The 22,741-nt window shown below is 71.3% G+C and carries 24 protein-coding genes and 1 pseudogene; 12 read left to right on the forward strand and 13 right to left on the reverse strand.

The window, feature by feature from the left end:
* Positions 1-22: 22 nt before the first annotated feature.
* The 8 genes from ACIRD8_RS08260 to ACIRD8_RS08295 are packed head-to-tail and all read right to left on the reverse strand — an operon-like array spanning position 23 to position 6,909.
* Positions 23-2,023, reverse strand: a complete 2,001-nt coding sequence (locus ACIRD8_RS08260) for an NADH-quinone oxidoreductase subunit L (protein WP_403987879.1) — start codon at positions 2,021-2,023, stop codon at positions 23-25.
* Positions 2,020-2,448: an NADH-quinone oxidoreductase subunit NuoK gene (gene nuoK / locus ACIRD8_RS08265; RefSeq protein WP_403987882.1), complete on the reverse strand. Its 429-nt coding sequence runs from the start codon at positions 2,446-2,448 to the stop codon at positions 2,020-2,022. Before nuoK ends, ACIRD8_RS08260 begins: the two co-directional genes overlap by 4 nt.
* Entirely contained in the window at positions 2,448-3,050 is a 603-nt protein-coding gene (locus ACIRD8_RS08270) for an NADH-quinone oxidoreductase subunit J (protein WP_403987885.1), read from the reverse strand. The genes nuoK and ACIRD8_RS08270 overlap by 1 nt, the downstream gene beginning before the upstream one ends.
* Positions 3,047-3,661, reverse strand: a complete 615-nt coding sequence (locus tag ACIRD8_RS08275; RefSeq protein WP_403987888.1) for a NuoI/complex I 23 kDa subunit family protein — start codon at positions 3,659-3,661, stop codon at positions 3,047-3,049. The genes ACIRD8_RS08270 and ACIRD8_RS08275 overlap by 4 nt, the downstream gene beginning before the upstream one ends.
* Positions 3,661-4,629 (reverse strand): NADH-quinone oxidoreductase subunit H, encoded by a 969-nt coding sequence (locus tag ACIRD8_RS08280; RefSeq protein ID WP_403987891.1) that lies wholly within the window; start codon positions 4,627-4,629, stop codon positions 3,661-3,663. Before ACIRD8_RS08280 ends, ACIRD8_RS08275 begins: the two co-directional genes overlap by 1 nt.
* Positions 4,626-5,852: an NADH-quinone oxidoreductase subunit C gene (locus ACIRD8_RS08285; protein WP_403987894.1), complete on the reverse strand. Its 1,227-nt coding sequence runs from the start codon at positions 5,850-5,852 to the stop codon at positions 4,626-4,628. Before ACIRD8_RS08285 ends, ACIRD8_RS08280 begins: the two co-directional genes overlap by 4 nt.
* A complete protein-coding gene (locus ACIRD8_RS08290; RefSeq protein ID WP_403987897.1) occupies positions 5,849-6,517 on the reverse strand; it encodes an NADH-quinone oxidoreductase subunit B in 669 nt (222 codons plus the stop codon). The genes ACIRD8_RS08285 and ACIRD8_RS08290 overlap by 4 nt, the downstream gene beginning before the upstream one ends.
* Complete coding sequence (locus ACIRD8_RS08295; protein ID WP_099173887.1) at positions 6,508-6,909, reverse strand: NADH-quinone oxidoreductase subunit A; 402 nt, start codon at positions 6,907-6,909, stop codon at positions 6,508-6,510. The genes ACIRD8_RS08290 and ACIRD8_RS08295 overlap by 10 nt, the downstream gene beginning before the upstream one ends.
* A 192-nt stretch (positions 6,910-7,101) precedes the next feature.
* Here ACIRD8_RS08295 and ACIRD8_RS08300 point away from each other — a divergent pair, with 192 nt between their 5' ends.
* The 5 genes from ACIRD8_RS08300 (at position 7,102) to ACIRD8_RS08320 (ending at position 13,990) form a co-directional block, all read left to right on the forward strand.
* Positions 7,102-8,301: a sensor histidine kinase gene (locus tag ACIRD8_RS08300; protein ID WP_403987900.1), complete on the forward strand. Its 1,200-nt coding sequence runs from the start codon at positions 7,102-7,104 to the stop codon at positions 8,299-8,301.
* A gap of 187 nt (positions 8,302-8,488) precedes the next feature.
* Positions 8,489-9,841, forward strand: coding sequence for a sensor histidine kinase (locus ACIRD8_RS08305; protein WP_403987903.1), 1,353 nt, complete (start codon positions 8,489-8,491; stop codon positions 9,839-9,841).
* Between the two features lie 208 nt (positions 9,842-10,049).
* The gene (locus ACIRD8_RS08310; protein ID WP_403988687.1) at positions 10,050-10,709 is read left to right on the forward strand and encodes a LuxR C-terminal-related transcriptional regulator; all 660 of its coding nucleotides are present in this window, start codon (positions 10,050-10,052) and stop codon (positions 10,707-10,709) included.
* 274 nt (positions 10,710-10,983) lie between these two features.
* The gene (locus ACIRD8_RS08315) at positions 10,984-12,939 is read left to right on the forward strand and encodes a 2-oxoacid:acceptor oxidoreductase subunit alpha (RefSeq protein ID WP_403987905.1); all 1,956 of its coding nucleotides are present in this window, start codon (positions 10,984-10,986) and stop codon (positions 12,937-12,939) included.
* Positions 12,932-13,990: a 2-oxoacid:ferredoxin oxidoreductase subunit beta gene (locus ACIRD8_RS08320; protein ID WP_403987908.1), complete on the forward strand. Its 1,059-nt coding sequence runs from the start codon at positions 12,932-12,934 to the stop codon at positions 13,988-13,990. Before ACIRD8_RS08315 ends, ACIRD8_RS08320 begins: the two co-directional genes overlap by 8 nt.
* Positions 13,991-13,997: 7 nt before the next feature.
* On the opposite strand, the gene ACIRD8_RS08325 is transcribed toward ACIRD8_RS08320, so the two are convergent.
* Positions 13,998-14,420 carry a winged helix-turn-helix transcriptional regulator gene (locus ACIRD8_RS08325; RefSeq protein ID WP_403987911.1) on the reverse strand — a complete coding sequence of 141 codons (423 nt, stop codon included), beginning with the start codon at positions 14,418-14,420 and terminating at the stop codon, positions 13,998-14,000.
* A gap of 106 nt (positions 14,421-14,526) precedes the next feature.
* Here ACIRD8_RS08325 and ACIRD8_RS08330 point away from each other — a divergent pair, with 106 nt between their 5' ends.
* The 4 genes and pseudogenes from ACIRD8_RS08330 to ACIRD8_RS08345 all read left to right on the forward strand — a co-directional run bounded on the left by ACIRD8_RS08330 (position 14,527) and on the right by ACIRD8_RS08345 (position 17,207).
* Positions 14,527-15,387: an SDR family oxidoreductase gene (locus ACIRD8_RS08330; RefSeq protein WP_403987914.1), complete on the forward strand. Its 861-nt coding sequence runs from the start codon at positions 14,527-14,529 to the stop codon at positions 15,385-15,387.
* A 129-nt stretch (positions 15,388-15,516) separates the two neighbouring features.
* Positions 15,517-16,506, forward strand: coding sequence for an EamA family transporter RarD (rarD, locus tag ACIRD8_RS08335; RefSeq protein WP_403987916.1), 990 nt, complete (start codon positions 15,517-15,519; stop codon positions 16,504-16,506).
* A gap of 35 nt (positions 16,507-16,541) precedes the next feature.
* Positions 16,542-16,682 (forward strand): annotated as a pseudogene (locus ACIRD8_RS08340) (hypothetical protein); the annotation flags it as partial.
* Positions 16,683-16,757: 75 nt separating this feature from the next.
* The gene (locus ACIRD8_RS08345; protein ID WP_403987919.1) at positions 16,758-17,207 is read left to right on the forward strand and encodes a hypothetical protein; all 450 of its coding nucleotides are present in this window, start codon (positions 16,758-16,760) and stop codon (positions 17,205-17,207) included.
* A 43-nt stretch (positions 17,208-17,250) separates the two neighbouring features.
* On the opposite strand, the gene ACIRD8_RS08350 is transcribed toward ACIRD8_RS08345, so the two are convergent.
* A complete protein-coding gene (locus ACIRD8_RS08350) occupies positions 17,251-17,883 on the reverse strand; it encodes a CGNR zinc finger domain-containing protein (protein WP_403987922.1) in 633 nt (210 codons plus the stop codon).
* A gap of 22 nt (positions 17,884-17,905) precedes the next feature.
* On the opposite strand from ACIRD8_RS08350, the gene ACIRD8_RS08355 reads away from it, so the two are divergent.
* From ACIRD8_RS08355 to ACIRD8_RS08365, 3 genes are all read left to right on the forward strand, one after another.
* A complete protein-coding gene (locus ACIRD8_RS08355) occupies positions 17,906-18,355 on the forward strand; it encodes a VOC family protein (RefSeq protein WP_403987925.1) in 450 nt (149 codons plus the stop codon).
* Between the two features lie 65 nt (positions 18,356-18,420).
* Positions 18,421-19,230, forward strand: a complete 810-nt coding sequence (locus tag ACIRD8_RS08360; RefSeq protein ID WP_403987928.1) for an HAD family hydrolase — start codon at positions 18,421-18,423, stop codon at positions 19,228-19,230.
* Between the two features lie 123 nt (positions 19,231-19,353).
* On the forward strand, positions 19,354-19,899 hold the full coding sequence (locus ACIRD8_RS08365; RefSeq protein WP_403987931.1) for a flavodoxin family protein: 546 nt from the start codon (positions 19,354-19,356) through the stop codon (positions 19,897-19,899).
* Here ACIRD8_RS08365 and ACIRD8_RS08370 read toward each other — a convergent pair.
* The 3 genes from ACIRD8_RS08370 to ACIRD8_RS08380 form a co-directional block, all read right to left on the reverse strand.
* Positions 19,892-20,533, reverse strand: coding sequence for a TetR/AcrR family transcriptional regulator (locus ACIRD8_RS08370; RefSeq protein WP_403987934.1), 642 nt, complete (start codon positions 20,531-20,533; stop codon positions 19,892-19,894). The genes ACIRD8_RS08365 and ACIRD8_RS08370 overlap by 8 nt on opposite strands.
* A gap of 197 nt (positions 20,534-20,730) precedes the next feature.
* On the reverse strand, positions 20,731-21,618 hold the full coding sequence (locus tag ACIRD8_RS08375; RefSeq protein WP_403987937.1) for an ABC transporter permease: 888 nt from the start codon (positions 21,616-21,618) through the stop codon (positions 20,731-20,733).
* Positions 21,605-22,591: an ABC transporter ATP-binding protein gene (locus tag ACIRD8_RS08380; protein ID WP_403987940.1), complete on the reverse strand. Its 987-nt coding sequence runs from the start codon at positions 22,589-22,591 to the stop codon at positions 21,605-21,607. Before ACIRD8_RS08380 ends, ACIRD8_RS08375 begins: the two co-directional genes overlap by 14 nt.
* Positions 22,592-22,741: the final 150 nt, after the last annotated feature.

Genomic DNA, 22,741 nt, shown 5'->3' on the forward strand with positions numbered 1-22,741 from the left:
ATGCGCTGATATCGAACACGGCTCACGCCCCGGCGTAGACGTTGGCAAAAACGACGGCGGCGATCGCCAGGACAAGGGTTCCGGCGAGCAGCGCGCCGAGGTAGGTCTGCACGTTGCCGGTCTGGGCGCGGCGGATCAGGGTGCCGAGTCCGCGGGCGATGCTGCCCGAGCCGCGTACGTAGGTGTCGACGACCTCACGGTCCAGGAAGCGGACGAGCCGTGCGGCGGCGCCCACGGGGCGGACGAACACCGCTGTGTACAGGGCGTCGAGGTGGAAGCCGGTGACCGCGTGGCGGTGCAGCGGGCCCAGCAGGAGCCTGCCGGGGTCCGAGGGGTCCGGGGCGTCCGCGATCGTGCCGTACGCGGCGGTGTGCGAGGTGATCGCCTCGGCCTCCACGAGGGCGGGTTCGGCGTCCGGGTGGGCGGCGACCGCACCGACCGGGGGGCGGTCGGCGAGCGCGGTGGTGTGGCGCCATGCCCCGTAGGTGACGAGTCCGCCGACGAGTCCGACGCCGGTGGAGAGGACGGCTGTCGTGAGGGAGGGGCTGAGGCTGTGTCCGTCGAACCAGTCGGTGAGGACGCCGGTGGTGAGGCCGAAGGCGATCGTGGGGACGGCGAGGACCCAGAGGACCGAGGTCATCGCGACGGGCTGCTTGCCGTGGTCGGGGGCCTCGGGGCCTCGCCCGCGGAAGGTGAGGAGCCACAGCCGGGTGGCGTAGGCGGCGGTGAGGACCGCTGCGGCGAGCCCGGCGACGAGGACGGTCCAGCCGGCGGCGGCCGGGGCGATGTCGCGGTCGCCGAAGGCGGTGTGCTCGGCGGCGACGAGGACGGCTTCCTTGGAGAAGAAGCCTGCGAACGGGGGGATGGCGGCGAGCGCGAGCAGGGCGACGGTCATCGTCCAGCAGGCGTCGGGGATCCGCTTGGCCAGCCCGCCCATGCGGGACATGGCGGCGAGTGAGTTGGTTCCCGCCGCGTGGATGACGACGCCCGCCGCGAGGAACAGGACGGCCTTGAACGCACCGTGCGACAGGAGGTGGAAGACGGCGGCCCCGCGGTCGCCGACGGCGAGGGCACCGGACATGTAGCCGAGCTGGCCGATCGTCGAGTAGGCGAGGACGCGCTTGATGTCGTCCTGTGCGAGCGCGGCGAGGCCGGAGCCGATCATCGTGACGGCCGCCATGACGGCGAGGACGACGAGGGCGGCGCCGGAGGCGGCGAAGACGGGGAGGAGCCGGGCCACGAAGTAGATGCCGGCGGCGACCATCGTCGCGGCGTGGATGAGCGCGGAGACGGGGGTGGGGCCGGCCATCGCGTCGGGCAGCCAGGTGTGCAGGGGGAACTGCGCGGACTTGCCCGCGACGCCGGCGAGGAGCAGCAGCGCGATGAGGGTGGGGTGGTCGAGTCCGCCGTTGGTGACGGCGGCCAGGATCCCGGTGATGCGGAAGGTGCCGGTGTCGGCGGCGAGCGCGAACAGGCCGATGAGGAAGGGGACGTCGCCGAGCTTGGTGACGAGGAAGGCCTTGAGGGAGGCCGCACGGGCCTCGGGGGTCTCCCAGTAGTGGCCGACGAGGAAGTACGAGCAGATGCCCATGATCTCCCAGCCGACCAGGAGCACCATGAGGTCGCCGGAGTAGACGACGAGCAGCATCGCGGAGGTGAAGAGCGAGACGAGCGCCGCGTAGGACGGGTAGCGGGCGTCGTCCTTGAGGTACGCCGTCGAGTAGATCTGTACGCAGGTGGCGACGAGGCCGACGAGGACGGCGACGAGGACGGCGAAGCCGTCCAGGTGCAGGGCGAGGTCGATCGGGACCGAGCCGGTGGGGGTCAGCTGGGTCGCGGCGTCGATGGCGCGGCCGCCGCCCTGGCGTGCGGCGACGACGGCCGCGATGACGGCCGCGGCGAGGGTCGGGAGCACGGCGAGGGGGCGGACGAAGCCGGGCGCGGAGCGGCCCAGGAGCAGTCCTGCGGCGGCGCCCAGGAAGGGAAGGAGGGGGACGAGGACGGCGAGGGTCGTGGTGGTCACGCGGTGGCCTCTGCCTTCTTTGCCTTCCCTGCCGGAGCAGTGGCCTGGTCTGCGGTGACGCCCCGGGCGGCGTCGGGGTCGTCGTCGTCCTCGGCGCCGGGGAGTGCTTCGGCGTCGTCGGTCTCCGCGGTGTCGCGGAGGCGGTCGACGTCCGAACTGCCGCGGTTGCGGTGGACGGCCAGGACGATCGCCAGACCGATGCCGATCTCGGCGGCGGCGATGGCGATCGTGAAGAGGGTGAGGGCCTGGCCCGAGTGGAGTGCGTCGCGGAGCCAGACGTCGAAGGCGACCAGGTTGAGGTTGACGGCGTTGAGCATGAGCTCGACGGACATCAGGACGAGGATCGCGTTACGGCGGGCGAGCACCCCGTACAGCCCGGTGCAGAAGAGGAGGACGGCGAGGACCGCGGGATAGGCGAGGTGCATCAGCTCTTGTCCTCCCGGTTCACGGTCTTGCCTTGGTCGGCCGGGCGGTTCTGCTTGCTCTGGCGGTCCTTGCGGGACAGGACGATCGCACCCACGAGGGCGGCGAGCAGCAGGACGGAGAGTGCTTCGAAGGGGAGGACCCAGTTCCGGAAGAGGAACTCACCGGACGCCTTGGTGGAGCCCTGGGCGGGGCCGTCCAGATCGATCCAGGTCGTACGGAAGGCGTCCACGACGACCCAGACGAGGGCGCCTGCGGCGGCGACGGCAGCGCCGAGGGCGACCCACCGGTTGCCCGAGTCGGCGTCCGGCGAACGGCCGATGGGGGCTCTGGTCAGCATCAGCCCGAAGAGGAGGAGGACCACGATGGAACCGACGTAGATCAGCACCTGCACCCACGCGATGAACTCGGCCGTGAGGAGGAGGTACTCCACCGCGATGCCGCCGAGCGCCACGACGAGCCACAGTGCGGCGTGCACCAGTTGCTTGGTCGTGACGGTGATGAGGGCCGCGCCGAAGGTGGCGAGCCCGACCAGGAGGAAGGCGATCTCGACGCCGGTCGGTGAGAGGAAGCCGGGGTGACCGGCCGTGGCCGCGAGGGTCATTCCTGGCCCTCCGCTTCCGGTGCCTCGTCCGGTGCCTGTCCCGACCGGGCCCGCTCTGCTTCCTGGGCCTCCGCGGCTTCCTTGGCCTCCTGGGCCTGGAGCTTGTCGGCGGTCTTGCGGGCGGCGGCGATCTCCTTGGGCTCCTCGGCCCCCGGGTCGAGCGCGGGCGGCTCCGGAACGGTCCACATCCACTCGCGGAGCTTGTCGCGCTCGTGGGTGAGTTCGTGGATGTCGGTCTCCGCGTACTCGAACTCGGGCGACCAGAACAGCGCGTCGAAAGGACAGACCTCGATGCAGATACCGCAGTACATGCACAGGGCGAAGTCGATCGCGAAGCGGTCCAGGACGTTGCGGCTGCGCTCACGGCCACCGGGGGCGGCCGCGGGCACCGTCTCCTTGTGGGAGTCGATGTAGATGCACCAGTCGGGGCACTCACGGGCGCAGAGCATGCAGACCGTGCAGTTCTCCTCGAACAGTCCGATGACGCCGCGTGTGCGGGGCGGCAGTTCGGGCTGGACGTCCGGGTACTGCGCGGTGACCGTGCGCTTCGTCATGGTCCGCAGGGTGACGGCGAGACCCTTGGCCAGGCCTGAGCCGGGGATCGGGGGCACTAGTTGATCGCCACCTTCACGATGCCGGTGAGCGCGATCTGCGCGAGAGCGAGGGGGATGAGCGTGGTCCAGGCGAGCTTCTGCAGCTGGTCCTCGCGCAGCCGGGGATAGGTGACCCGGAGCCAGATGACGACGAACGCGAGAACGCCGGTCTTGAGCAGGGTCCAGACCCAGCCGAGCCCGTCGGAGCCGAGCGGCCCGTGCCATCCGCCGAGGAAGAGGACCGTCGTCAAGCCGCACAGGACGACGATCCCGGCGTACTCGGCGAGCAGGAACAGTGCGAAGCGGAGGCCCGTGTACTCCGTATACGCCCCGAAGATGATCTCCGAGTCGGCGACCGGCATGTCGAAGGGCGGGCGCTGGAGTTCGGCGAGCCCCGCCACGAAGAAGACCAGCGCGCCGACGATCTGCCAGGGCAGCCACCACCACTCGAAGGCGTTGAGGATGCCGGGGAGCGAGACGGTGCCGGCCGCCATCGCCACGGAGGCCGCGGCGAGCAGCATCGGCAGTTCGTACGCGAGGAGCTGCGCGGCGGTGCGGAGTCCGCCGAGGAGGGAGAACTTGTTGGCCGAGGCCCAGCCCGCCATCAGTGAGCCGAGCACGCCGACGCCCATGACCGCCAGCACGAAGAAGATGCCCGCGTCGACGACCTGGCCGACCGCCCCCTCGCTCGGGCCGATCGGGATGACGAGGACGACGAGGAGATACGGGAGCAGGGCGACGGCGGGGGCCAGCTGGAAGATGCGGCGGTCCGCTTCGGCCGGTACGACGTCTTCCTTCTGCGCGAACTTCACCCCGTCCGCGACGAGCTGGGCCCAGCCGTGGAACCCGCCGGCGTACATGGGGCCGAGGCGGCCCTGCATGTGGGCCATCACCTTGTGTTCGGCCTGCCCCACGACGAGCGGGAGCACCATGAACACGGCGAAGACGATGACGAGGCGGAGGGCGACGTCGAGTACGTCGTTCACGCGGTATCGCCTCCGGCGGGGGGGTCGGGCTTGTCGGGGGGCCGGGGGGCCTCGGGGGTTTCCGGGGCCTCGGGGGTGTCGGGCGCCTCGGAGGTTTCCGGTGCCTCGGTGGTCTGCTCGGCGGGGGGTTCGGGGGCCGGGGCGTCGGGGGTGGCGCTGCGCGGGGCTTCTCCCCTGCCCGCCCCTTCCCGAACCGGGGGCTCCGCCCCCGGGCCCCCGCTCCTCAAGCGCCGGAGGGGCTGCGATTCACCGCGTGCCCCGGGTTCCTCGGGTTCCGCGGGTGCCTCGGGTTCCGCGGATTCCGCGGGTGCCTCGGGTTCCCCGGGTTCACGAGCCGCGTCGGACGGTTCGTCGAATGCCGGGCGGGCGTCGTGCCACGGTGCGTCCTGGGCCCTGCCCGGAGTCTCGGCCGGCGTGGCCGGCGCCGGGGGCACCGGCGGCTGCTGGCTCGCCGAGCCCTGGGAGGCGCTGCGGCTGCGGCGCGGCGGGGCCGCCGCCTGCGGGGTCTCCTCCGCGTCCGGCCGCTGCACCGCGTCCGGCCTCTGCGCCGCCGAGCCCTCGCTCGCGCTGCGGGTCCTGCGCACCGGGCGGTCGCCCGCCGCGCGTGCCCCTCGGGCAGGGCGGGCCGGGGCGGGCGGCAGCTGCCCCTTGAGCGGGCCCCATTCGTTGGGGTCGGGCACCCCGGGCGGCAGCATGGTGCGCCGCTTGGGCCCGCCGTGTTCGGACTCCCCAGGCTCCTTCGCTCCCGGCCAGGCCTTGGCGACCCGGGCCGCCAGGACGAAGTCCTTGCGCAGCGGGTGGCCCTCGAAGCTCTCGGGCAGCAGCAACGGGACCAGATGGGGGTGGTCCTCGAAGCCGATGCCGAACATCTCGTGCGTCTCGCGCTCGTGCCACGCGGCGCCGGCGTAGACGCCGACGGCAGTGGGCAGGGTGGCCGCGTCGTGCGGAACGGTCGTACGGATCAGCAGGCGCCGGACCGTACCGTCGCCGAGGGCCGCGACGTGGGCGCAGACGCGGAAACCGGTGCCCGGTTCGTCGACGGCGCTCAGCCAGTCGAAGTAGGTGCAGCCCAGCTCGGAGCGGGCCGTTTCGAGGGCGGCGATCCAGGAGGCGGCGGGGACGTCGACGGTCAGCAGGTCGTACGCGTGCGCGGCGGTGGCGTCCGGGCCGAAGACGTCGGTGACGGCGTCGGGCAGCGTGCTGTAGAGGTCCGCGGCGGTCACTTCCCCTCCTCCCCCGATGCCGACGGGCCCGACGAGGCCTCCGGGGCCTTCGGGGCCTTCGGGGCTTCGACGAGACCGCTGCGCAGGGCGGCGGCCGAGGGGCGGGCCGTCTCCCCGGTGCCGTACCGCTCCGCGAGCGATTCGCGGGCGATCTTCTCCTGGAGCTTGAGAATTCCCTGCAGCAGCGCCTCGGGCCGGGGCGGGCATCCGGGTACGTAGACGTCGACGGGGATGATCTGGTCGACGCCCTTCGTCACGGAGTACGAATCCCAGTACGGCCCGCCGCAGTTGGAGCAGGCGCCGAAGGAGATGACGTACTTCGGTTCGGGCATCTGCTCGTAGAGCCGCTTGACGGCCGGGGCCATCTTGTCCGTCACCGTGCCGGACACGACCATCAGGTCGGCCTGCCGGGGGCCGGGGGCGAAGGGGATGACGCCGAGCCGGATGAAGTCGTGCCGTGCCATGGAGGCGGCGATGAACTCGATGGCGCAGCAGGCGAGTCCGAAGTTGAAGACCCAGAGGCTGTAGCGGCGGCCCCAGTTGAGGACCACCTTCATCGGTTCGGGTGCGAGCCGGGACAGCACGCCGAGCTTCGGCCCGGGCAGCGGCGTCGGGTCGGGCAGCGACACGGGGGGTTCGGGGTTCGGCCGGCTCGTCACGCCCATTCGAGGACGCCCTTCTTCCATGCGTAGAGCAGTCCCACGGCCAGGAAACCGAGGAAGATGAACATCTCCACCAGCGTCGTCGCCCCGTATCCGGGGGCCGCGAAGACCGTCGCCCACGGGAACAGGAAGATCGAGTCGACGGCGAAGATCACGTACAGGAAGGCGTACACGTAATAGCGAACCTGGGTGTGGGCCCAGCCCTCGCCCACGGGGTCCACTCCGCATTCGTACGTGAGGAGTTTCTCGGGCGTCGGGACCACGGGCCTCAGCAGCCGGCCGGCCCCGAAGGCGACGGCGACGAACACCACGCCCACCAGGGCGAGCAGCCCGACCACTGAGTAGCTCTGGAAGTAGTCCGACGCGAGAACGGTCGGTCCCGGCACGTCCGCCACGTCCGCCCCTCGCTCCCTCAACCTGTTCGACGGTCTGTACGCACGGGAGTCTAGGCCCTGTTAAAGGGACGGTAAGCAGCCCCGTCGCACAACAGGTGGGGCGGGAGGTGCCACGCGAGGTGGGGTTATCCCTACTCGGCCCCACCCACGAACCCCATGGCGTACGCGCCCCCGCCCCGGCACGCTGGTCGTATGACCATGAGCCCCTCCCTGCCGGACAACGACCGGCCGCCGCCCGCGCGCTTCGCCCTCGACCGGTGGACGTGGAAGGAGATCGCGTATCTCCTGGCCAATCTGCCGATGGCGATCGTCGGGTTCGTCTACACCGTGTTCCTGGTGGGTGTGGGTGCCGGTCTCTCCGTCACCGTGATCGGGCTGCCACTGCTCGCGCTGGGACTGGGAGGTGCGCGCTGGCTCGGCCGGGCAGAACGCGCCCGGGCGCGGAGGATGCTCGGGGTGCGGGTCGAGGAGCCGAGCCCGATGATGCGCGGCCGCCGGGACCAGGGGTTCTTCAGCCGGCTGTGGTCGGGGCTGAAGGACCCGGTGGGCTGGCGGTCGCTCCTGTATTCGTTCATCCGGCTGCCGTGGGGCGTGGCGACGTTCGTCGTGACCCTGGTGAGCCTGTTCGTGCTCTGGCCGGTGCTCCCCTATCTCGCGCGCGGGCTGACGAACGTGGACCGGGCGATGGTGCGGGGGCTGCTCTCGCCCTCCGACGAACTGGAGCGCAGGATCGCCGAGCTGGAGTCGGACCGCGGTGTCGTCGTGGACACCGCCGCCGCGGACCTGCGCCGCATCGAACGCGACCTCCACGACGGCGCACAGGCCCGCCTCGTCGCCCTCGCCATGGGCCTGGGGCTGGCGAAGGAGAAGCTCACCGACGACCCCGAAGCCGCCGCCCGCATGGTCGACGAGGCCCACGGCGAAGTGAAGGTCGCCCTCCAGGAACTCCGCGACCTCGCCCGAGGCATCCACCCCGCCGTCCTCACCGACCGCGGACTCGACGCCGCACTCTCCGCCATCGCCTCCCGCTGCACCGTCCCCGTGACCGTGTCGGTGCAGCTACCGGCCCGGCCGGCCGAGGCCATCGAGGGGATCGCCTACTTCACGGTGTCCGAACTCCTCCAGAACGTCAGCAAGCACAGCCGCGCCGCCGCCGCGTCGGTCGACGTGTGGCGGTCCGGCGACCGGCTGATGCTCCGGGTCGGCGACGACGGGGCGGGCGGCGCCCGGCTCGACGGCGGTACGGGCATGGCGGGGCTGGCGGACCGGCTGGGCGCGGTCGACGGGCTGTTCGTCCTGGACTCCCCCGAGGGCGGCCCGACCACGGTCACCGCGGAACTGCCCTGGCGCGACCGCCCGGCCCGGGGGACCGAACGGGCCGGCGCGGCGTGACACGGCGGCATCGGGTGCCCCCGGCCCAGGCGCAGGACGGGGCGCCCCCATGGTGGGGAAAACCCCCTGCCGGATACGGAGACCGCCCTCATGGTGCGGGAGGCCCCGGCACAGCAGTCTTGAGATATCAGCCGTTGTATCGGCCCGCGGGGAGTTCCCGCTCAGAAGAAACGGACGGACGCCACTGATGGCCACGGCATACGGACCCGACACGCGGGACCAGCACAGGCCCGGCACCGGGTCGGGGGGCTACCCGCCGGAGAGGCACTTCTTCCCCGCGGCGCTGCGGGCCCCCTTCGAGGCGCGTACGTGGCGCGAGCTGGCCTACCTGGTCCTGAGCCTGCCGATCAGCGTGGTGCTGTTCAGCTGCGCGGTCACGATGGTGTCGCTGGGCCTCGGCATGCTGATCACCTTCCTCGGCATCCCGATACTCGCCGCCGGTCTCGTCATGTGCCGCGGCTTCGGCATCGTGGAGCGGGGCCGGGCGCGCGGGCTGCTGAGGCTGGACGTCGGTGAGCCCGCGCCGGTGCGCGGGAAGGGCGGCCTGATGTCCTGGGTCGGCGCGGTGCTGAAGAGCGGGGTGTCCTGGCGGCATCTGCTCTACGCGGTGCTGCACATGCCCTGGGCGGTGTTCGCCTTCGGCGTCGCGGTGACGTTCTGGGCCTACGGCTGGGCCGCGCTCACCTACCCGCTGTGGCACTGGGTCTTCCCCGCGTACGTCGGTGTCGACGGCATCCAGCTGTACGGGGACGGGACGCACCAGGTCTATCTCGACTCGTCCTTCGAGCTGGCCGTCACCGCCGCGCTCGGTCTGGCTCTCGTGCTGGTCACCCCGTGGATCATCCGTGGTCTGGCGACCGTGGACCGGGTGTTGGTCCTGGGTCTGCTCGGCCCGTCCAGGCTGGCGACCAGGGTCTCGGAGCTGGAGTCGGACCGGGGTGTCGTCGTGGACACCGCCGCCGCGGACCTGCGCCGCATCGAACGCGACCTCCACGACGGCGCACAGGCCCGCCTCGTCGCCCTCGCCATGGATCTGGGGCTGGCGAAGGAGAAGCTCACCGACGACCCCGAAGCCGCCGCGCGCATGGTCGACGAGGCCCACGGCGAAGTGAAGGTCGCCCTCCAGGAACTCCGCGACCTCGCCCGAGGCATCCACCCCGCCGTCCTCACCGACCGCGGACTCGACGCCGCACTCTCCGCCATCGCCTCCCGCTGCACCGTCCCCGTGAAGGTCGTGGTGGACCTGGAGTCGCGGCCCGCGCAGGCCATCGAGGGCATCGCGTACTTCACGGTCTCCGAGCTCCTGCAGAACGTCAGCAAGCACGCCCGGGCCACCCGCGCCTCGGTCGACGTATGGCGGGCGGGGGACCGGCTGATGCTCCAGGTCGGCGACGACGGGCGCGGCGGGGCCGGTGTCTCGACGGGCAGCGGTCTGGCCGGGCTGACGGAACGGCTGGACGCGGTGGACGGGATCCTCGTCGTCGAGTCCCCCGCCGGCGGTCCGACGACCGTCACGGCCGAACTGCCCTGGCGGGGCTGAACATCCGGCTCCGCACGGGAGCCGGACCGCAGTGCCCCGGCCGCCACCACGGCGGCCGGGGCACTGCGGCGCGTCCGGTGGTACCGGAACCGCTGGTGCACGGCATATCCGGGCACCGATGCTGGAATGCTGGACGGACAGGCGCAGCCCGACAGCCGCGTACACAGGCAACACCGACAGTGGGGGACACAACGTCGTGGAGGAAAGAGTGCGGGTCGTCATCGCCGAGGACTCGGTGCTGCTCCGGGAGGGACTCACCCGGCTGCTGACCGATCTCGGGCACGATGTCGTCGCCGGGGTCGGGGACGCCGAGGCGCTGATCAAGACAGTGGGCGACCTCGCGGGGCAGGACGCGCTGCCGGACGTGGTGGTCGCCGACGTGCGGATGCCGCCGACCCACACCGACGAGGGCGTACGGGCGGCGGTGCGGCTGCGCAAGGACTATCCGGACATCGGGGTGCTGGTGCTCTCGCAGTACGTCGAGGAGCAGTACGCCACCGAGCTGCTGGCCGGCAGCAGCCGCGGGGTGGGCTATCTGCTGAAGGACCGGGTCGCCGAGGTCAGGGAGTTCGTGGACGCCGTCGTGCGGGTGGCGAAGGGCGGGACCGCCCTGGACCCCGAGGTGGTGGCCCAGCTGCTGGGCCGCAGCCGCAAGCAGGACGTGCTGGCGGGGCTCACGCCGCGCGAGCGGGAGGTCCTCGGTCTGATGGCGGAGGGGCGTACGAATTCAGCCGTCGCCCGGCAGCTGGTCGTCAGTGACGGAGCCGTCGAGAAGCACGTCAGCAACATCTTCCTGAAACTCGGCCTGTCACCCAGTGACGGGGATCACCGGCGTGTTCTCGCCGTTCTCACTTATCTGAACTCATGACGACGCGATGATCGACTCGCGATGATCTGGATGATCCACCGGCGGGGAAGCGAAGGCTTCTTCGATACCTAGGACGAAAGGATGAGTGCCGGACGGCTCGTCCAGCGACTGAAGGGTCCGGAAAATATGGCAAAGCGTGACGCATTCATGTCGCGAAAACGCGTCCACCATATGACCGGTCCGAGGAAGGCGACCCTTACAGAAGTAGGGTGGGGCCTGGACCGCCGGCGGGTCGGCCGGTCCCGAGCCGCCGCCCCGAGGGAGGTCCAGTTCAGTGACCAGCCAGGTCAGTAGCCCAGCCGGAAAGTCCGATGAGGCCAGCGAGGCTGTCGTCGGGGAGCAGCGCGCCCCGCACATTGATCGTACGGGCGCCACCGAGAAGGAAATCCGCCGCCTGGACCGGGTGATCATCCGTTTCGCGGGTGACTCGGGCGACGGAATGCAGTTGACGGGTGACCGGTTCACGTCGGAGACCGCGTCGTTCGGGAACGACCTGTCCACGCTGCCCAACTTCCCGGCCGAGATCCGGGCGCCCGCAGGCACACTGCCGGGTGTGTCCTCGTTCCAGCTGCATTTCGCGGACCACGACATCCTGACACCGGGCGACGCGCCGAATGTGCTGGTCGCGATGAATCCGGCTGCCCTGAAGGCGAATATCGCCGATGTGCCGCGCGGGGCCGACATCATCGTGAACACGGACGAGTTCACGAAACGCCCGATGGCGAAAGTCGGTTACGCCGAATCCCCTCTCGAGGACGGTTCCCTGGAGGCGTACAACGTGCATCCGGTGCCGTTGACGACCTTGACGATCGAGGCATTGAAGGAGTTCGGTCTTTCCCGCAAGGAGGCCGAGCGGTCGAAGAATATGTTTGCGCTCGGGCTGTTGTCCTGGATGTACAACCGTCCGACCGAGGGGACGGAGACATTCCTCCGGTCGAAGTTCGCCAGGAAGCCGGACATCGCCGAGGCGAATGTGACGGCGTTCCGCGCGGGCTGGAATTTCGGTGAGACGACGGAGGATTTCGCCGTCTCGTACGAGGTCGCACCCGCGTCGCAGGCCTTCCCGACGGGCACGTACCGCAATATCTCGGGGAACCTGGCATTGTCGTACGGGCTCATCGCGGCGGGCCGGCTGGCCGATCTGCCGGTGTATCTGGGCTCTTATCCGATCACTCCGGCGTCCGACATCCTGCACGAGCTCAGCAAGCACAAGAACTTCGGTGTGCGGACGTTCCAGGCGGAGGACGAGATCGCCGGGATCGGGGCGGCGCTCGGCGCGGCGTTCGGCGGGTCGCTGGGTGTGACGACCACGTCGGGCCCGGGTGTGGCGCTGAAGTCGGAGACGATCGGTCTGGCGGTGTCGCTGGAGCTGCCGCTGCTGATCATCGACATCCAGCGCGGCGGCCCCTCGACGGGTCTGCCGACCAAGACGGAGCAGGCCGACCTGCTCCAGGCGATGTACGGGCGCAACGGTGAGGCCCCGGTGCCGATCGTGGCGCCGATGACACCGGCGGACTGCTTCGACGCGGCACTGGACGCGGCCCGGATCGCGCTGACCTACCGGACACCGGTGTTCCTGCTGTCGGACGGCTATCTGGCGAACGGCTCCGAGCCGTGGCGGATCCCCGAGATCGACAGTCTCCCGGATCTGCGGACGCAGTTCGCGACCGGACCGAACCACGAACTGGCCGACGGGACCGAGGTGTTCTGGCCGTACAAGCGGGACCCGGAGACGCTGGCCCGCCCCTGGGCGGTGCCGGGCACCCCCGGTCTGGAGCACCGGATCGGCGGGATCGAGAAGCAGGACGGCACGGGGAACATCTCGTACGACCCGGCCAACCACGACTTCATGGTCCGCACCCGTCAGGCGAAGGTGGACGGCATCCAGGTCCCGGACGTGGAGGTCGACGACCCGGCCGGCGCGACGACCCTGGTCCTGGGCTGGGGTTCGACGTACGGGCCGATCACGGCGGCCGTGCGCCGGCTCCGCGCGGCCGGGGAGACGATCGCGCAGGCCCATCTGCGCCACCTCAACCCGTTCCCGCGGAATCTCGGTGAGGTGCTGAGGCGTTACGACAAGGTCGTGGTGCCCGAGATGAACCTCGGCCAGCTCGCCCTGCTGCTGAGGGCCGAGTACCTCGTGGACGCCCGGAGTTACAACCAGGTCAACGGAATGCCCTTCAAGGCCGAGCAGCTCGCCACCGCCCTCAAGGAGGCCATTGATGCCTGACGCCAACGAACTCCTCCAGCTGGTCCCCGAGGCCGAGGGCAAGCAGTCCATGAAGGACTTCAAGTCCGACCAGGAGGTGCGCTGGTGCCCGGGCTGCGGTGACTACGCGGTCCTCGCGGCGGTGCAGGGCTTCATGCCCGAACTGGGGCTGGCCAAGGAGAACATCACGTTCGTCTCCGGCATCGGCTGCTCGTCCCGCTTCCCGTACTACATGAACACGTACGGGATGCACTCCATCCACGGCCGCGCACCGTCCATCGCGACGGGCCTGGCCACCTCCCGCCGGGATCTGTCCGTCTGGGTCGTCACCGGCGACGGCGACGCGCTGTCCATCGGGGGGAACCACCTGATCCACGCCCTGCGCCGCAACGTCAACCTCAAGATCCTGCTGTTCAACAACCGGATCTACGGGCTCACCAAGGGGCAGTACAGCCCCACGTCCGAGGTCGGCAAGATCACCAAGTCGACGCCGATGGGCTCGCTCGACGCCCCCTTCAACCCGGTCTCCCTCGCCCTGGGCGCCGAAGCCTCCTTCGTCGCGCGCACGGTGGACTCCGACCGCAAGCACCTCACGAGCGTGCTGCGCGCAGCCGCCGACCATCCGGGCACCGCGCTGGTGGAGATCTACCAGAACTGCAACATCTTCAACGACGGCGCCTTCGAGGTGCTCAAGGACAAGGAAAGGGCCGAGGAGGCGGTCATCCGCCTGGAACACGGCCAGCCGATCCTCTTCGGCGCGGACAACTCCAAGGGTGTCGTCCGCGATCCGCTGACGGGTGACCTCGCCGTCGTCGCGGTCACCGAGGAGAACCGGTCGCGGATCCTCGTCCACGACGCCCACAACCCCAGCCCCACGACGGCGTTCGCGCTGTCCCGGCTGGCCGACGCCGACACGCTGCACCACACGCCGATCGGCGTGCTGCGCAGCGTGGAGCGCCCGGTCTACGACGCCCTCATGTCCGATCAGCTCGATGCCGCGATCGAGCAGCACGGCAAGGGTGATCTGAGCACCCTGCTGGCGGGCAGCGACACCTGGACCGTGGTCGGCTGATCCGCCGTCACGCCCGTACGCCGGGGCCCGGAGCCGACTGGTTCCGGGCCTCGTCGTATGCCTGGCGGGAGTCCTCCACCGTGTCGAGCCGCTGCTCCGCCCAGCGGGCCAGCGCCCAGACCTGGTCGGCGGCCTCCCTGCCGAGGGGGGTCAGCGAGTAGTCCACGCGGGGCGGGATCACCGGCTTCGCGTCGCGGTCCACGAATCCGTCGCGCTCCAGCGTCTGGAGGGTCTGGGCCAGCATCTTCTCGCTGACGCCGCCGACGATGCGGCGCAGTTCGCTGAACCGGTACGAGCGCTCCAGCAGCGCGGCCAGCACGAGGACACCCCACCGGCTGGTCACGTGTTCGAGGACCAGCCGGGAGGGACAGTTCTGCTGGTTGACGTCCGGGCGGCGGCCGCCCACTTCGTCCAGGATGCTTACGGTCATACCAGTACCTTACTTCAAAGTGGGTACTTTCCCAGAGTTAGTACACCCCCTAGGGTGAGTTATGTTCCATTCACCGCATGATCAGCGCCTCCAGGAGAGAACCCTCATGAGCATCGTCGTCACCGGAGCCACCGGAGCCCTCGGCCGCCTCGTCATCGAGCAGCTGCTCGACACGGTCCCGGCCGACCAGGTCGTCGCCGTCGTCCGCGACAAGGAGAAGGCCGCCCCGCTCGCCGCGCGTGGTGTCGAGCTCCGCGTCGCCGACTACAACAGCCCCGAGACGCTCGCCGGCACGTTCCGGTCCGGTGACCGCGTCCTGCTGATCTCGGGCAGCGAGGTCGGCCAGCGGGTCGCGCAGCACACCGCGGTGATCGACGCCGCGAAGGCCGCCGGGGTCGCGCAGCTCGCGTACACCGGGATCCAGGGCGGGCCCGACGCCGACTTCCTGCTGGCCGAGGAGCACAAGGCCACCGAGCAGCTGATCCTCGACTCGGGACTGCCGTACACCTTCCTGCGCAACGGCTGGTACACCGAGAACTACACGGCGAACCTGGGCCCGGTCCTGGAGCACGGCGCCGTCATCGGCAACGCGGGTGACGGGCGCATCGCCTCCGCCACCCGGGCGGACTACGCGGCCGCCGCCGTCGCGGTCCTCACCGGCGAGGGCCACCTCGGCGCGGCGTACGAGCTGAGCGGGGACACCGCCTGGTCGCTGGACGAGTACGCGGCGACGGTCGCCGAGGCCACCGGCAAGGAGATCACGTACAACCGGGTCCCGGCCGCCGTGCACCAGGAGGTCCTCGTCGGGGCCGGGCTGCCCGAGTCCTTCGCCGCGATCCTCGTCGACGTCGACGAGGCCATCGCGCGCGGCCTGCTCGCCGGTACGAGCGGCGACCTGGCCCGCCTGATCGGCCGGCCGACCACCCCGCTGGCCGAGACGGTCGCCGCGGCGGTCGCCGCCGCCTGAGCGGGCGCACTCCCTCCGCCCGTCACGACCGTTTCCATGAGACGGCAATGACAGGGGGCTCTTCCGGCGCTACCGTCGTGCAGTCGGCTGCTCGCCGTCGCAGGAGCCGCAGGAACGCCGGGAGGGCCCGTGAAGGGGAAGAACGAACAGCGGGCCGGCCTGCTGTACGGAGTCGGCGCGTACGGGATGTGGGGCCTCGTGCCCCTGTTCTGGCCGCTGCTGGAACCGTCGGGGGCGGTGGAGATCCTCGCCCACCGGATGGTGTGGTCGCTCGGGGTCGTCGGTATCGCCCTGCTGTTCCTGCGCCGCTGGGCGTGGATCGGCGAGCTGATACGGCAGCCCCGCCGGCTGGGGCTGATCGCGCTCGCCGCGACCGTCATCTCGGTCAACTGGGGCCTCTACATCTGGTCCGTCAACAACGGCCATGTCGTCGAGGCGTCCCTCGGCTACTTCATCAACCCGCTGGTCACGATCGCCATGGGCGTCCTGCTGCTCGGTGAGCGGCTGCGGCCGGTGCAGTGGACCGCGGTGGCGACCGGCTTCGCGGCGGTGCTCGTGCTGGCGATCGGCTACGGGCAGCCGCCGTGGATCTCGCTGGTGCTGGCGTTCTCGTTCGCGACGTACGGCCTGGTGAAGAAGAAGGTCAACATGGGCGGCCTGGAGTCGCTCGCCGCCGAGACCGCCGTGCTGTTCGTGCCCGCGCTCGGCTTCCTGCTGTGGCTCGGGGCGAGCGGTGACGCGACGTTCCTGGCCGGGGGCGCCGGGCACGGGGCCCTGCTCGCCGCGACCGGGCTCGTCACCGCGATCCCGCTGGTCTGCTTCGGCGCCGCGGCGATCCGGGTGCCGCTCTCCGTCCTGGGGCTGCTGCAGTACCTGGCGCCGGTGTTCCAGTTCGCGCTCGGCATCCTCTACTTCCACGAGGAGATGCCGCCCGAGCGCTGGGCCGGCTTCGCACTGGTCTGGGTGGCTCTGATGCTGCTGACCTGGGACGCGCTGCGGACGGCACGGCGCACGAGGGCCGAGGCCCTGCGGCTGGCCGTGCGTGCGGCGGAGGCCGCGGCACCCGTCGGGACGGCTTCCGCTTCGGCGCCGGACGCGGACACCCCGGCCATAAAATAGTTACTCGGTTGCTTTTTTAACTCGGTTGCGTTTGCCTGGACGGACGCCGACCGAGGACCCTGGCCTGTGATCTGGCCAGGCGCGGCATCGCCGTACGGGTCGTGGACAAGGCGCCGGAGTACCCGCGCAGTTCGCGCGCCAAGGGCCCGGACCCCCGCTCGCTCGAGGTGCTGGACGGGGCGCGGGAGCCGGATCCGATGAGTACGGCAGGCATGGTGGACGGCACCCGTAAAGGCTGATTGAGTGCCCGGATGGGGCCGATCCTGAAGGACATGAGGCACGTTCCGTGGCATGAGCTCCGCCATGCCCAGGGCTCCGCGTCCCAGGTCCCCGGGATGCTGTCACGGATCGCCTGGGGCGACAGCGAGTCCGCCGAGGACGCGCTGAGCGATCTGGAGCAGTGGATCGGCGCCAGGGCCGTGTTCGACGCGACGGTCGCCACGGTGCCCTTCCTGTGGGAACTCGCCGCCATGGAGACCGTGAAGGACCGCGCGGGGGTGCTCGGCCTGCTCGGGACGATCCTCACCCACGGCCACGCGCACCACCCGGAGTGGACCAGGGACGCGCACCGGGCGGTCCTGGCCGGCCGGACGACCGCCGAGCGGCTGGCCTCGGACGGCGACCCGGCGGTGAGCACGGCGGCCGGGGAACTGCTGGCCGCGTGCGGCGGACACGTCTGCGCGGCCTGCCCGCAGCGATGAGGACACCGCTGTAGGACCGGGGCGAGGCTGCCGCGCCCTTCCCTCACTCCCCCGCGTCGCCGGGCCCGGTCACCCGGGCGCGGTGCGCCCGCACCTTGTTGCGGTTGCCGCACCGGCCCATCGCGCACCAGCGGCGCCTGCCGGGACGCGAGGTGTCGACGAAGTGCAGGGCGCAGTTGTGGGCCTCGCACACCCGGATCCGGTGGCCGTACGGCCCGGTGAACAGCTCCACCGCGTCACGGGCGACCACCGACAGCATCGCCGTCCCCGTCGCTCCGGCCGCCGCCCAGGTCCGCTCCCCGCCGGGGGTCATGGCGGGCACCAGCGGGGTCCTGGCCGCCGCGGAGTTCACCACGTCCGTGTCGCCCGGAGCGAGGTCCTCGCCCCCGGCCCGAGCCATCGTCATCCGCCAGAGCGCGCCCCGCAGTTCACGGGCGCGGTCCAGATCCGTGGCGTCCACGGAGAGCGGGGGCCCGTCCGGCAGCCGGCTCTCCCCCGCCCACCGCACCAGGTCGGCGGGCTCCCGCAGCGTCTCCAGGCTCCAGGGCAGCCCGCCGGGATCGCTGGTGAGCAGCAGCTCCAGACAGAGGGCGCCCGGGTCAAAGCGGAAAGCACGGCCCCTGGGTGTACGGAGAATCATTCCCGCTTCCGGCGTGCCCGTTGCCCCGTCATTCATGTAACCAGTATAAACGGTTTCCATGACCCTGCACTGGAAGCTCGTCATCGATGCCGGAGACCCTCACGCCCAGGCCGACTTCTGGGCCGCGGCCCTCGGCTACGTCGTGGAGGACAACAGCCCGCTGATCGTGGAACTGCTCGGTGCCGGAGCGGTGCCCGAGGCCCTCACCATCGAGTCCCACGGTCGCCGCGCCTGGCGTGATCTCGCCGCGGTGCGGCATCCGGACGACCCGTACGACGAGAAGAGCGGGGCCGGGCACGGGCGCCGGCTGCTCTTCCAGCGCGTACCGGAGCCCAAGACGGTGAAGAACCGCCTCCACCTGGACGTCCACGCGGCTCCCGGGCAGCGCGACGCGGAGGCGGAACGGCTGGTCGGACTGGGCGCGAGCGTGCTGCGGACCGTCGAGGAGCCCGGCGGGACGTGGCAGGTGCTCCTGGACCCGGAGGGCAACGAATTCTGCGTCCAGTGACGGGGCCGACCGTCCGCGCAGGTCAGCGGCGTACGACGGAGAGGCGATCTCTCTAGGCTGACCTCATGTTCACGCCACTCGCCGCATACACCCTCGTCGCCACCGATCTGGACGGCACCCTGCTGCGTCCCGACGACACCGTGAGCGCACGCTCCCGTGCCGCCCTCGTCCGCGCCGCGTCGGCCGGCGCACCGCACCTGATCGTCACCGGCCGGCCGGTGCCCGGCATACGCGCCCTGCTCGCGGACCTCGGCTACGACGGGCTCGTGGTCTGCGGGCAGGGCGCGCAGGTGTACGACGCCGGGACGGCCCGGATGGTGCGTTCGGTGACGCTGGACCGGGAGCTGGCCGACACCGCGCTCGGCAAGATCGAGGCCGAGGTGGGGCAGGTGTTCGCGGCGGTGGACCAGGACGGCGCCGACGGCCGGACCCTGATCGAGCCCGGCTACCGCATGCCGCACCCCTCTCTCCCGGCACAGCGCGCCGGGCGTCGCGCGGAGCTGTGGGCGGAACCCGTCATCAAGGTCCTGATACGCCACCCGGAGCTGACGGACGACGAGCTGGCCGCGGCCGCCCGTGGGGCGGTGGGCGATCTGGCGTCGGTCACGATGGCGGGCCCGGGGACCGTGGAGCTGGCGCCGTTCGGCGTGGACAAGGGCACCGGGATCACCCTGGCGGCCGGGCTGCTGGGGCGCGAGCTCGCCGGCGCGGTGGCGTTCGGTGACATGCCCAACGACCTGCCCATGTTCCGCCATGTGGGCCACCGGGTGGCGATGGCGAACGCCCACGCGGAGCTGCGGGCCGCCGCCGACGAGATCACGCTCTCGAACGAGGAGGACGGTGTCGCCGTGGTCGTCGAGCGGCTGTTCGCCTGAGAAGAGGCCGCCGCCCGAGGCCTGCCGGAGCCCGGTGTCCGGAAAGCACCTCCCAAAACTTCATGCACATGCATATGATGCGTACGCCGGTAAAAGCCGTATGCATTCAATTGGGGGCATGGCATGACCACGCGCAACTTCCTCTTCCTGCTCGGCAGCAGCCGCACCGGCGGCAACACCGAGATGCTGGCCCGGCTCGCGGCCGAGCAGCTTCCGGCCGGTGCGGAACAGCGGTGGCTGGACCTGCGGGAGCTGCCGCTGCCCGACTTCGAGGACCGGCGGCACTCGGACGGCCTCTACACGCCCACGGGGAACTCGGCGACCCTGCTGGAGGCGACACTGGCCGCCACCGACGTGGTCATCGCCTCGCCGTTGTACTGGTACGCCGTCTCCACCACCACCAAGCGCTACCTGGACCACTGGTCGGGCTGGCTGGAGGCCCCCGGGGCCGACTTCCAGCAGCGGATGGCCGGCAAGACCCTGTGGGGCGTCACCGCGCTCGCGGACACCGAACCGGAGGTCGCCGAGCCCCTGGCGGGCACCCTGCGGAACTCGGCGCGCTACCTCGGGATGCGGTGGGGCGGGGTGCTGCTGGGCAACGGGAGCAGGCCGGGCGACGTACTGACCGACACCGGGGCCGCGGCCCGGGCGAAGGTCTTCTTCAGCTGACGCGCCCCGGAGCGGGGGCGCCGTCCGGAGCGGGGGCCTCCTCCGGAGTGCCGTCGGCGGCCAGGGACCGCAGGACGTGGTGCACCATCGTGGCGACCGTCGCCTCGTCCTGGGCCGGCTTCCGCAGCACATGGCGGTAGTAGACGGGTCCGTAGAGCAGCTCCACGGCGAGCGGCAGATCGGCGCCGGCCGGTATCTGCCCCTGCTCCTGGGCGCGCCGCAGGCGCCCCAGGGCCGCCTCGAAGCGGGGGTCGACCAGCTGTTCGCGTACGGCCAGCGCGAGGGCGTCGTCGTGATGCATCTCCGACAGGATCCCGGAGTAGGCCGGGCCGTACGGCGGTGTCGACAGCAGCCTCACCAGACCGTTGATGTGCGCCCGGAGGTCGGCCGCGATGTCACCCGTCTCCACGAACGGCGTGACACCGACGAGCACCTGGGCGAAGGCCTCCAGCATCACGGCCACCTTCGACGGCCACCAGCGGTAGATCGTCTTCTTGCTCACGCCGGCCCGGGCCGCGATGGCCTCGACGGTGACCCGGCCGTACCCCTTCTCCGTGCACAGTTCCAGGGCGGCGTCCAGCGTCGCCCGTCGTGACCTCTCGCTGCGGCGCAGGGAACTCGGCGATGTGATCATTCGGTGAGCATAGGGGGATTCCGCCCACCGCTTATTGACAGGTCGTCGCCAAAAGTCGAACAATGACCAGGCTGGAAACGGAACGTACCGTGTCGTGACGTTCCGTGCAGCACACCGTTCGTGCCGTTCGTGCCGCGACGAGCCGATCGGGGGACGGCTCGACCGGCCGACGGTACGGACGGCCCGTGCCGGACCCCTCAGACGGTGATGTCCTTCGTCGTGAAGCGCGCCCAGGCGGCGGAGCCGAACACCGCCGCGTACAGCGCCTGCAGACCCAGGTTCCTGGCCATCTCGTCCCAGTAGACCGGATCGCGCAGCAGGTCAGTGAAGGACAGCCAGTAGTGCGGGAAGAGATACGGGTGGATCGCGTCCAGCTGCGGCATCGTGTCCAGGATCTGCACGGTGATCAGCACCCCGACGGTGGCCGCCATCGCCGCGATCCCGCTGTTGGTGAGCGTCGAGACGAAGAGGCCCAGCGCCGCGAAGCCGGTGAGGGACACCGCCACCGCGACCGCGATCAGCCCGGCCCGCAGCAGTCCCTCGCCGTAGCCGATCCGGGTCCCTGAGATCGTCGTGACCTCACCGACGGGGAAGAGCAGCGCCCCGGCCGCCAGGGCCGACGCCGCCACGACCAGGGTGGCGACCAGGCAGAACACCAGCACGGACGCGTACTTCGCGAGCAGCAGCCGGGTACGGCCCGCCGGTGCCACCAGCAGGTAGCGCAGGGTGCCGCCGCTCGCCTCGCCCGCGACGGAGTCTCCCGCGATGACGCCGACGGCCATCGGGAGGAAGACGGGGAGCGTCGCGGAGAGGGCCGCGAAGACCAGGAACAGACCGTTGCCGGTGACCTGGGAGAGGAAGGCGGGGCCACCCCCGCCGCCGGGCCCGCCACCCGAACCGCCGCCCGACTCGATCCGTACGGCGATCCCGATGAGGACGGGCACGGCGGCCAGCACCCCGAGCAGGGCCAGGGTGCGCCACCGGCGGAGCGTGGTGGCCAGTTCGGAGCGGAGGATCCCGAGGCTCCACAGCGCGCGGCGCGGGGCGCGGGGTGCCGGGACCGCCGTGAGTTCAGCCTGCGACATCGAATCCCTCTCCGGTGAGTGCGACGAAGGCGTCCTCCAGCGAGGCCCGTTCGACGCCGAAGGCGCGTACGCGCACTCCGCCGCGCACCAGGGCCGCGTTGAGGTCCGCGAGCTCCACCTCGCCCGTGGGCGCGTCGGCGCTCACCCGGTCCCCGTCGGTCACGATCCCCGTCACCCCGTGTTCCGCGAGGACACGGGCCGCGTCACGGGGGTCGGGGGTGGTCACGGCGAGCCGGCCCCGGGCACCTGCCGCGAGGGCGGCGACCGGGCCCTGGACGAGGAGCCGGCCGCTGGCCATCACCGCCGCGTGGGTGCAGACCTGTTCGATCTCGTCGAGCAGGTGGGAGGAGAGGAAGACGGTGGTGCCCTCGCCCGCCAGCTCCCGGACCAGGGAGCGGATCTCGCGCATGCCCTGCGGGTCGAGGCCGTTGGTCGGTTCGTCCAGCACGAGCAGCCTGCGCGGCTGGAGGAGGGCGGCGGCAAGCCCGAGGCGCTGCTTCATGCCGAGCGAGTACGCCTTGGCCTTCTTGCCCGCCGCGGCGGCGAGCCCGACCCGGTCCAGGGCGTTCTCCACCCGTGCGCGCCGGGTGCGCGGATCGGCCGACGGGTCGGCGGAGTCGAAGCGCACGAGGTTGTCGCGGCCGGTCAGGAACCCGTACAGCGCGGGTCCTTCGATGAGCGCGCCGACCTGCGGGAGCACCGTCCGGGCGGCGGCCGGCATGGGCCGGCCGAGGACGTGCGTGGTGCCGGAGGTCGGGTCGATGAGCCCCATGAGCATCCGGATCGTGGTGGTCTTGCCGGAGCCGTTGGGCCCCAGGAAGCCGAAGACGCTGCCCGCGGGGACGGCGAGGTCGAGCCCGTCGACGGCCAACTGCCCGCCGCGGTAGCGCTTGGTGAGCCCGCGCGTCTCGATCACCGCGCCGGGCTCCGGCCCCGTGTCCGGCTCCGCCGTCGCGGCCGCTGTGTCGGTCATGCGCACTCCCGGTCCTGTCCCGCCGTGTCCGGCACCCGCGCCCCGCCGTGACGGCTCCGCCCCGCCGTACGGAGCGTACGACGGGGCGGGGCGGACGGTGTGTCCTGCCGGGCGGTGTCGGCCGCCTTCACCGGCGGGGTCCTGCCGGCC

The organism is Streptomyces sp. NPDC102451 (assembly GCF_044765485.1).
In the GTDB taxonomy this organism is placed as follows: domain Bacteria; phylum Actinomycetota; class Actinomycetes; order Streptomycetales; family Streptomycetaceae; genus Streptomyces.

Excerpts from the sequence above, each read along its gene's own strand:
- ACIRD8_RS08330 (WP_403987914.1), top strand. The coding sequence starts at position 14,527 with ATGAGCATCGTCGTCACCGGAGCCACCGGAGCCCTCGGCCGCCTCGTC.
- ACIRD8_RS08350 (WP_403987922.1), bottom strand. The coding sequence starts at position 17,883 with ATGAATGACGGGGCAACGGGCACGCCGGAAGCGGGAATGATTCTCCGT.
- nuoK (WP_403987882.1), bottom strand. The coding sequence starts at position 2,448 with ATGCACCTCGCCTATCCCGCGGTCCTCGCCGTCCTCCTCTTCTGCACC.
- ACIRD8_RS08305 (WP_403987903.1), top strand. The coding sequence starts at position 8,489 with ATGGCCACGGCATACGGACCCGACACGCGGGACCAGCACAGGCCCGGC.
- ACIRD8_RS08375 (WP_403987937.1), bottom strand. The coding sequence starts at position 21,618 with ATGTCGCAGGCTGAACTCACGGCGGTCCCGGCACCCCGCGCCCCGCGC.
- ACIRD8_RS08345 (WP_403987919.1), top strand. The coding sequence starts at position 16,758 with ATGGGGCCGATCCTGAAGGACATGAGGCACGTTCCGTGGCATGAGCTC.
- ACIRD8_RS08300 (WP_403987900.1), top strand. The coding sequence starts at position 7,102 with ATGACCATGAGCCCCTCCCTGCCGGACAACGACCGGCCGCCGCCCGCG.
- ACIRD8_RS08365 (WP_403987931.1), top strand. The coding sequence starts at position 19,354 with ATGACCACGCGCAACTTCCTCTTCCTGCTCGGCAGCAGCCGCACCGGC.
- ACIRD8_RS08320 (WP_403987908.1), top strand. The coding sequence starts at position 12,932 with ATGCCTGACGCCAACGAACTCCTCCAGCTGGTCCCCGAGGCCGAGGGC.
- ACIRD8_RS08290 (WP_403987897.1), bottom strand. The coding sequence starts at position 6,517 with ATGGGCGTGACGAGCCGGCCGAACCCCGAACCCCCCGTGTCGCTGCCC.
- ACIRD8_RS08370 (WP_403987934.1), bottom strand. The coding sequence starts at position 20,533 with ATGATCACATCGCCGAGTTCCCTGCGCCGCAGCGAGAGGTCACGACGG.
- ACIRD8_RS08325 (WP_403987911.1), bottom strand. The coding sequence starts at position 14,420 with ATGACCGTAAGCATCCTGGACGAAGTGGGCGGCCGCCGCCCGGACGTC.
- ACIRD8_RS08380 (WP_403987940.1), bottom strand. The coding sequence starts at position 22,591 with ATGACCGACACAGCGGCCGCGACGGCGGAGCCGGACACGGGGCCGGAG.
- ACIRD8_RS08360 (WP_403987928.1), top strand. The coding sequence starts at position 18,421 with ATGTTCACGCCACTCGCCGCATACACCCTCGTCGCCACCGATCTGGAC.
- ACIRD8_RS08270 (WP_403987885.1), bottom strand. The coding sequence starts at position 3,050 with ATGACCCTCGCGGCCACGGCCGGTCACCCCGGCTTCCTCTCACCGACC.
- ACIRD8_RS08355 (WP_403987925.1), top strand. The coding sequence starts at position 17,906 with ATGACCCTGCACTGGAAGCTCGTCATCGATGCCGGAGACCCTCACGCC.